Consider the following 8,967-nt stretch of genomic DNA (forward strand, 5'->3'; position numbering starts at 1 on the left):
GCCAGGCCGAACTCCCGGCCTGGGCCAGGCCGAACTCCCGGCCTGGAAGGAGGAACACAATGCCTCGCACCGCAAGGTCCGCGCCCGCGTGGAGCACGTCTTCGCCCGCATGAAGGGCTGGAAGATCCTCCGCGACTGCCGCCTGAAAGGCGACGGCGTTCACCACGCCACGCTCGGCATCGCCCGCCTGCACAACCTCGCCCTCGCCGGGTGACGCAGAAACCAGCAGGTCACCGAGCATGCCGTAGATCATTTACGGGACAACCCTTAGGACAGGTTCCGACCTACATGATCTCTAGCTTGTTCCCGACGGAACGGGAACGCTGGAAGGCGGAGATCATGACTGGTGACGAGCAGACCACCCGCGGCCTGGACGAGCGCCCGGTGGTCACCGGTGAGCGCGCCGACTGGCTCGGGGTGCTGGCCAAGAACCGGCACTTCCTGTGCTTCACGGCTCGCGGTCTCACCGACGAACAGGCCCGTCGGCGTACCACCGCCAGTGAGTTGTGCCTCGGCGGTCTGATCAAGCACGTCACGGAGGCCGAACGGGCCTGGGGGGACTTCATCCTGAACGGCCCGTCGTCCATGCCGGACTTCACGGAGATGACCGACGCCGACCGGGCGCACCGGGCGGACGGGTTCCGGCTGCTGCCCGAGGAGACGTTGGCCGGTGTGCTGGCCGACTACGCGGAAGTGGCCCGCCGGACCGATGAACTGGTGGCCTCTCTGTCCGACTTGGATGCCACGTGGCCGCTGCCGAAGGCCCCGTGGAACGAACCCGGCGCGCAGTGGTCGGTCCGACAGGTCCTGATGCACATCGTTTCGGAGACCGCCCAGCACGCCGGTCACGCCGACATCATCCGCGAGTCCCTCGACGGTGCCAAAAGCATGGGGTAGTCGGTCCCAGCCGTCGTTGTCAGTGGTGGCCCCTACGCTCGTCGGTGATGGCACAGGTGTGGAGATGCGCGGGGCTTCGCTGGGTCGGGCGGGAGCCCGTGCTCGTGTGGGACGGGGGGAATCGCAGTGCGTGGCCGTGGGGGAAGCAGGTCGCGTTCGCCGTTGTCGACGGGGGCGGACGGCGGTGCGTGGGGGCACGGGGGAACAGCTGCCCGCTGGGCGCCGCGGTGTCCGGGCGGAGTGTCGGGGCCCGGTGCGAGGAGTGTGCGCGGCTGGACCGGGCGCACTCCGTCGCCGCGGACACCGTCCCCGACGACCCCCGCCCCTACTCCGTCTACCTGGCGTGGTTCGGACCCGGGATGGTCAAGGTCGGCATCACCGCCGTCGAACGCGGGTCGGCCCGGCTGCTGGAGCAGGGAGCCGTCGTCTTCACCTGGCTGGGGCGAGGGCCCCTGATGTCCGCCCGGCGCAGCGAGGAGCTGCTGCGCAGCGCGCTGGGGGTGCCGGACCGGATCGCGTACGACGCCAAGCGGGCCGTACGCAGCGCGCTGCCGGCAGCCGCGGTGCGGGAGGCCGAGGTCCGGGAGCTGCACGCGCGGGCCGTGGGGCTGGAGCGGTGGCCGGAGGCCCTGGAGCGGATGCCGTTCGAAGCGGTCGACCACACCGGTGCGTTCGGGCTGGACGGACTCGCGCCGGCCGCCGCCGTCGTCGGCGAGCTCGTACCGGGCGGGGTCGTACGGGGGGAGCTGGTCGCCGCCGCCGGACCCGATCTGCACCTGCGGACCCGGCGCGGGGTCGTCGTGCTCGACACACGCCTCATGACCGGATGGGAACTCACCGGGACTGGTGAGCGGGGCGGGGACGTCACCGTGCCGGTGCGGGAGTTCGGGGGTGTGCAGGGCGGGCTCTTCTGAGGGGGCGGGCGTCCGGCCGGGGTACCGGTCGCTCGTGGCTCCGTGCGGGTCCGCCTTCGGGGCCGGCACTGGACGGGGCGTGGACGCCTGATCGAGAGTGGGCGGCATGAGCCGTCAGCTGCCGCATGCTCCCGTCCCTCCGTCCTCGCGGAGCCACCCCGGGCACCGGGCGGCGCGGGACGAGGTCCGTGACGTACGGCGGTTCTGGGAAGGGCTCGGGCTTCCCGGGCTCGTCGACGTGCACACCCACTTCATGCCCGAGGCGGTCCTGAAGAAGGTCTGGGCGTACTTCGACGCGCTCGGACCGCTCACCGGCGGGGTCGAGTGGCCCATCACCTACCGGGCCCAGGAGGACGAACGGGTCGGCCTGCTGCGGGAGTTCGGGGTACGGGCCTTCACCGCCATGCTCTACCCGCACAAGCCCGGCATGGCGCAGTGGCTCAACCGGTGGGCCGTCGACTTCGCCCGGCGGACCCCCGACTGCCTCCACACGGCGACGCTGTTCCCGGAGCCGGGCGTGGCGGCGTACGTGCGCGAGGCGCTGGACGACGGGGCGCGGGTCTTCAAGGCGCACGTCCAGGTGGGGGCGTACGACCCGGCCGACGAACTCCTCGACGCGGCCTGGGGCGTGCTGGCCGAGGCGGGGACGCCCGTGGTGATCCACTGCGGTTCCGGCCCCGCGCCCGGCAAGCACACCGGGCCGGAGCCGGTCGCGCGGGTGCTGGCGCGGCATCCGCGGCTGCGGCTGGTGATCGCGCACCTGGGGATGCCGGAGTACGAGGACTTCCTGGACCTCGCCGAGCGGTACGGGGAGGTGCGGCTGGACACGACGATGGCGTTCACCGACTTCAGCGAGGCGCTGGCGCCCTTCCCCCGGCGGGCGCTCCCCCGTCTGGCCGGGCTCGGCGACCGGATCCTGTTCGGGAGCGACTTCCCCAACATCCCCTACCCGTACCTGCACCAGCTGCGCGCGCTGGAGCGGCTCGGGCTGGGGGAGGCGTGGCTCCGGGGGGTCTGCCACGACAACGGGGCACGGCTGTTCGGGCACTGAGGCCCCGGCCTCCCCGACCCGCGGGAACCCCGGCCCGCGGGAACCCCGGCCTGTGGGAACCCCGGCCTGTGGGAACCCCGGCTTGTGGGAACCCCGGCCCGCGGACACCGCGGCTCGCGGACACCGCGGCTCGCGGACACCGCAGGGAGCAGCCATGTGTTCGCTGAGAGGCACCTGTGCGTTTCTCAGGGGATTCACAGGTCCGGGAAAGCGTGCTCTCAGAACCGCGCAGCACTGTGTTGGCCATGACCACGACCTCGCCCCAGGGGCGCACCGAACTGCTGAGGCCGGACGGGAGCCCCGTCCGCGTGCTGGTGGTGGACGACGAGCTGTCGATCACCGAGCTGCTGTCCATGGCCCTGCGCTACGAAGGCTGGCAGATCCGCAGCGCGGCCGACGGGACCGGTGCGGTGCAGACCGCGCGCGAGTTCCGGCCCGACGCCGTCGTCCTCGACATGATGCTGCCCGACATGGACGGCCTCGCCGTCCTCGGCCGGCTGCGCCGGGAGCTGCCCGACGTGCCCGTCCTCTTCCTGACCGCGAAGGACGCCGTCGAGGACCGGATCGCGGGCCTGACGGCCGGCGGCGACGACTACGTCACCAAGCCCTTCAGCCTGGAGGAGGTGGTGGCCCGGCTGCGCGGCCTCATCCGCCGCTCCGGCGCCGCCGACCGCCGTTCCGACTCGGTCCTCGTCGTCGGGGACCTGACCCTGGACGAGGACAGCCACGAGGTGTCGCGCGCCGGTGACGGCATCCACCTCACCGCGACCGAGTTCGAGCTGCTGCGGTTCCTGATGCGCAATCCGCGCCGGGTGCTCAGCAAGGCGCAGATACTCGACCGCGTGTGGTCGTACGACTTCGGCGGCCAGGCCAACGTCGTGGAGCTGTACATCTCCTACCTCCGCCGCAAGATCGACGCCGGCCGTGAGCCGATGATCCACACACGGCGCGGAGCCGGTTACCTGATCAAGCCCGCGACGTCGTGAGCGGGCGACGACGACCGCGGACGCAGGGGCACCGGCAGTCCCGGGTCCTGCACATGCGAGGGCGCCGGCAGTCCCGGGCCCCGCGCACGCAGCGGCGCCGGCAGCCCCGCACCCTGCGCACACGGCTCGTCGTCTCGGCGGTGGCGCTGATCGCGGTGGTGTGCGCGGTGATCGGCACGGTCACCACGATCGCCCTCCAGCAGCACCTGTACACCCAGCTGGACGGCCAGGTCGCGGAGGCCGCCGGGCGCGTCGGAGGACTGCCGCCCGGCCAGCTGCCCAGGATCCCGGACGAGGGCCCGTCCGCCGGATCGACCGGCTCCGGCGACTCCTCGGCGGGGGACCGGCTCGACGACTTCGTCACCAGGGGCCCGACGCAGAAGGACACCGTCGCCGCCGAGGTCGGTGCCGACGGCGGGATCACCAGGGCGGTCGTCGCCGTGGAGAAGTCCACCGGCGGCGCCTTCGACAGGATGGCGCCCAAGAACCTCAGCGAGGCGGCGCAGGCCGCCCTCGGCTCCGTGCCGAAGACCGGCAAGCACACCGTCGACATCCCGGGCCTGGGCGAGTACCGCGTCACGTACGTCAGCGGCGGCAAGGGCAGCTTCTACGTCGCCCTGCCCACCGACACGGTCACCAGCACCATCAACACCCTGGTCATCGTCGAGGTGAGCGTCACCACCGCCGGGCTCATCGCCGCCGGCATCGCCGGGGCCACCATCGTCACCGTCGCCCTGCGGCCCCTGCGCAAGGTCGCCGCCACCGCCACCCGCGTCTCCGAACTGCCCCTGCACACCGGCGAGGTCACCCTCGACGAGCGCGTCCCCGAGTCCGAGACCGACCCGCACACCGAGGTCGGCCAGGTCGGCGCCGCGCTCAACCGCATGCTCGACCACGTCCACGGCGCCCTGCACGCGCGCCAGGAGAGCGAGACGCGCGTACGGCAGTTCGTGGCGGACGCCAGCCACGAGCTGCGTACACCCCTCGCGTCCATCCGCGGGTACGCCGAGCTCACCCGGCGCGGGAGGGAGGAGACCGGCCCCGACACCCGGCACGCGCTGGGCCGGATCGAGTCCGAGGCCGGGCGGATGACGGGCCTGGTCGAGGACCTGCTGCTGCTCGCGCGCCTCGACGCGGGACGCCCGCTGAGCTACGAGCACACCGACCTCTCCCCGCTGGTCGTGGACGCCGTCAGCGACGCGCGGGCCGCGGGACGCGAGCACAACTGGCGGCTGGAGCTGCCCGACGAACCCGCCCTCGTGCTGGCGGACGCCGCTCGCATCCAGCAGGTCATGGTCAACCTGTTCGCGAACGCGCGTACGCACACACCCCCGGGTACGACGGTGACCGCGCGCGTGCGCCGCCAGGGCACCTGGGTGTGCGTGGACGTCCAGGACGACGGGCAGGGCATCGCGCCCGACCTCCTGCCGCACGTCTTCGAACGGTTCGCGCGGGGCGACTCCTCGCGCTCGCGCGCCTCCGGTTCCACCGGGCTGGGGCTCGCCATCGTGCAGGCCGTGGCCACGGCGCACGGCGGCGCGGTGACCGTCGACAGCGTCCCCGGGCGCACCGTCTTCACCGTGCACCTGCCGGCCCTGACGCCGCCCCAAGGGCCCTTCTCTCATCAGGCGTTCATGTCCGAAACGGATTCACAACCGTACTCACAGGCACAGCACAGCACGACCACATGGGTGCGACAGGGCGCTTGACGACAGTCGTCGTCATGCAAACCGAACCTTCTCCCGGCACCCTGCCGGCGCGGGAGCACCTCCCGGCCGGACACGCCGGAACGCCTGTCCTGGACGTAGTGATCCCCGTCTACAACGAGGAGAAGGACCTCCGGCCGTGTGTGCTCAGACTGCACGAGCACCTCTCCCGCACCTTCCCGTACGCGTTCCGCATCACGGTCGCGGACAACGCGTCCACGGATGCCACCCCGATGGTGGCGGCGCGGCTGGCGGCGGAACTGCCCGAGGTCCGGTCGTACCGGCTGGAGCAGAAAGGTCGCGGCCGGGCCCTGCGCACCGTCTGGTCCGCCTCGGACGCCCCGGTCCTCGCCTACATGGACGTCGACCTCTCCACCGACCTCAACGCCCTGCTTCCGCTGGTCGCCCCGCTGATCTCCGGCCACTCGGACCTGGCGATCGGCTCGCGTCTCGCCCGCAGCTCGCGGGTGGTGCGCGGCGCCAAGCGGGAGTTCATCTCCCGTACGTACAACCTGATCCTGCGGGGCTCGCTGCAGGCCCGCTTCTCCGACGCGCAGTGCGGCTTCAAGGCGATCCGGCGCGACGTCGCGCAGGTGCTGCTGCCGCTCGTCGAGGACACCGGCTGGTTCTTCGACACCGAGATGCTGGTCCTCGCCGAACGGGCGGGGCTGCGCATCCACGAGGTGCCGGTCGACTGGGTCGACGACCCGAATTCCACCGTGCACATCGTGAAGACCGCGACCGACGACCTCAAGGGCGTGTGGCGGGTGGGACGCGCCCTCGCCACCGGCTCGCTCGCGCTCGACCGGCTTGCCCGGCCGTTCGGCGACGACCCGCGCGACCGTGAGATCAGCGGCGTGCCGAAAGGCCTGGCCCGCCAGCTCGTCGGGTTCTGCGTCGTGGGCGCCCTGTCCACGCTGTTCTACCTGGTGCTCTACAGCGGCTTCCGTACGTTCTCGGGCTCGCAGGTCGCCAACGCGCTGGCCCTGCTCGTCTCGGCGGTCGCCAACACCGCGGCCAACCGCCGCCTGACCTTCGGCGTACGCGGCCGGGGCGGGGCCGTACGGCACCAGGCGCAGGGGCTGGTCGTCTTCGGCATCGGACTCGTCCTCACCAGCGGCTCGCTCGCCGCCCTGAACGCGGCGACGGCCGAACCGGCGCACGCCACCGAGCTGGCCGTCCTGATCGTCGCGAACCTCGCGGCGACCGTGCTGCGGTTCCTGCTCTTCCGGGCCTGGGTGTTCCCGGACCGGCACGACGCGTCACCGTCGACGGTCGTCGCCTCGCACGTACCCACCGCGCCGACCGGCCCCGGCCCCACATCGGCCGGACCCGCGTCGCCCGTCTACGCGACGGCGCCGCAGCAGTCCGCGTACGGCACGGGCGACTCCGCGTACGGCACCGGCACCTTCCCGTACGGCACGGGCGACTCCGCGTACCGCGCGGGCGATTCCTCGTACGACCACCAGACCTGGGGGGACGCCACCATGCGGATGCAGCCGGTGCGCCCGACCGACCACGATCCGAGGGACGCACGATGACGACGACCCAGCACGAGTACCCGGCGGGTCACGAGTACCCGGCGGGTACGGGAACCGCCGACGGGGAGACCGGACATCCGGTCGCCCCGGTACGAAGGGCTGCTCGGCCCCGCCTCCGCGGACGGCGGGCCCGAGCAGCCCTTCGTACGCCGCCTGTGGCGCGGGCGGCCCGAGGACGCCCGCTGGGTGCGCCCCGCGTTCCTGGGCGCGCTGCTGCTGATCGGCGCGCTCTACACCTGGAACCTCACGGCCTCCGGGTACGCCAACTCCTTCTACTCCGCGGCCGCCCAGGCCGGCAGCCGGTCCTGGAAGGCCTTCTTCTTCGGCTCGCTCGACTCGGCCAACGCCATCACGGTCGACAAGCCCCCGGCCTCCCTGTGGCCGATGGCCCTGTCGGTGCGGGTGTTCGGCCTGAACTCGTTCGCGATCCTGTTCCCGCAGGTCCTCATGGCCGTCGCCACGGCCGGAGTGCTGTACGGGGCCGTGCGCCGCCGGTTCCGCGCCGGGGCCGGCCTCCTCACCGTGGCGGTCTTCGCGCTCACGCCCGTCGCCGCGCTGATGTTCCGCTTCAACAACCCGGACGCGGCCCTCGCCCTGCTGATGGCCACCACCGTGTACTGCGTGCTGCGCGCCATGGAGAAGGCGCAGACGAAATGGCTGGTCTGGGCGGGCGTGGCCGTCGGTCTCGCCTTCCTGGTGAAGACCCTGCAGGCCTTCCTGATCCTGCCGCCCCTCGCGATCCTCTACGCGGTCTTCGCACCCACGACCGTGCGCAGGCGCATCGGGCAGGTGCTCCTCTCCGGCCTCGCGATGGTCGTCGCGGGCGGCTGGTGGGTGGCGCTGGTCGAGCTGTGGCCCGCGTCCTCCCGCCCGTACATCGGCGGCTCGCAGAACAACTCGTTCCTCGAACTCACCTTCGGCTACAACGGACTCGGCCGCATCAACGGCGAGGAGACCGGCAGCGTCGGGGGCGGCGGAGGCGGTGGTGGCTGGGGCGAGACCGGCTGGGACCGGATGTTCGGCTCCTCCATCGGCGGCCAGATCTCCTGGCTGATCCCGGCCGCGCTGATCCTGCTCTCCGCGGGCGTCGCGCTGACCTGGAAGGCGCGGCGGACCGACACGGCCCGGGCCGCGTTCCTCGCCTGGGGCGGCTCGCTGCTGATCACCATGGTGGTCTTCAGCTTCATGCAGGGCATCTTCCACGAGTACTACACCGTGGCCCTCGCCCCGTACGTGGCCGCCGTGGTCGGCATGGGCGCGAGCATGCTGTGGGAGGAGCGCGGCCGGATGTGGGTCTCGCTCACCATGGCGGCCGCCGCGACGGCCACCGCGGCCTGGGGCTACGTCCTGCTGAACCGCTCCACCGACTACCTGCCCTGGCTCAAGTGGCTGGTCCTGGTGGGCGGCCTGGTCGCGGCGCTCGGCCTGGTCTTCATCGCGCGGCTCGGGCGCCGGCTGGCCCTCGGGGTGGTCGGGCTCGGCTTCGTCGCGGCGCTGGCCGGCCCGACCGCGTACACGCTGACCACGCTGAACGAGGGCCACAGCGGCTCGATCGTCACCGCGGGTCCCGCGGTCTCGGGCGGTCGCGGCGGACCGGGCGGCGGTGGCATGGGTGGCGGCCCCGGTGGCGGCGGTGGCGGTATGCCCGGCGGCAACCGGCCGGGCGGCACCGGCCAGAACCAGCAGGGCGGCGGCATGGGCCAGCCCCCGACCGGCGGCTTCCCCGGCGGCGGCCAGCAGAACGGCAACGGTCAGCAGGGCCAGCAGGGCCAGCAGAACGGCCGGACGCAGCCCGGCGGCGGTACGGCCGGCGGCATCGGTGACGGTGGCGGCATGGGCGGCGGAGGCGGTGGCGGGATGGGCGGTCTGCTC

General features: G+C 72.6%; 8 protein-coding genes. All 8 read left to right on the forward strand.

Annotated elements, in window-relative coordinates; genetic code table 11:
• Positions 1-214, forward strand: a 214-nt coding sequence (locus FGF04_RS19190) for a transposase (protein WP_149512668.1), incomplete at its 5' end; no start/stop codon positions are given.
• Positions 215-339: 125 nt separating this feature from the next.
• Positions 340-897: a DinB family protein gene (locus FGF04_RS19195; RefSeq protein ID WP_149512544.1), complete on the forward strand. Its 558-nt coding sequence runs from the start codon at positions 340-342 to the stop codon at positions 895-897.
• Between the two features lie 47 nt (positions 898-944).
• Entirely contained in the window at positions 945-1,811 is an 867-nt protein-coding gene (locus FGF04_RS19200) for a DUF2797 domain-containing protein (protein WP_149512545.1), read from the forward strand.
• Positions 1,812-1,917: 106 nt separating this feature from the next.
• Positions 1,918-2,862: an amidohydrolase family protein gene (locus tag FGF04_RS19205; RefSeq protein WP_235882398.1), complete on the forward strand. Its 945-nt coding sequence runs from the start codon at positions 1,918-1,920 to the stop codon at positions 2,860-2,862.
• A gap of 245 nt (positions 2,863-3,107) precedes the next feature.
• A complete protein-coding gene (locus tag FGF04_RS19210) occupies positions 3,108-3,848 on the forward strand; it encodes a response regulator transcription factor (protein ID WP_210881354.1) in 741 nt (246 codons plus the stop codon).
• A gap of 53 nt (positions 3,849-3,901) precedes the next feature.
• Positions 3,902-5,557, forward strand: a complete 1,656-nt coding sequence (locus FGF04_RS19215; protein WP_149512547.1) for a sensor histidine kinase — start codon at positions 3,902-3,904, stop codon at positions 5,555-5,557.
• 14 nt (positions 5,558-5,571) lie between these two features.
• Positions 5,572-7,095, forward strand: a complete 1,524-nt coding sequence (locus FGF04_RS19220) for a bifunctional glycosyltransferase family 2/GtrA family protein (protein ID WP_149512548.1) — start codon at positions 5,572-5,574, stop codon at positions 7,093-7,095.
• 75 nt (positions 7,096-7,170) lie between these two features.
• The coding region (locus FGF04_RS19225; protein WP_408055644.1) for an ArnT family glycosyltransferase at positions 7,171-8,967 on the forward strand (1,797 nt) is incomplete at its 3' end.

This window comes from Streptomyces apricus (genome assembly GCF_008369065.1).
GTDB lineage: Bacteria > Actinomycetota > Actinomycetes > Streptomycetales > Streptomycetaceae > Streptomyces > Streptomyces apricus.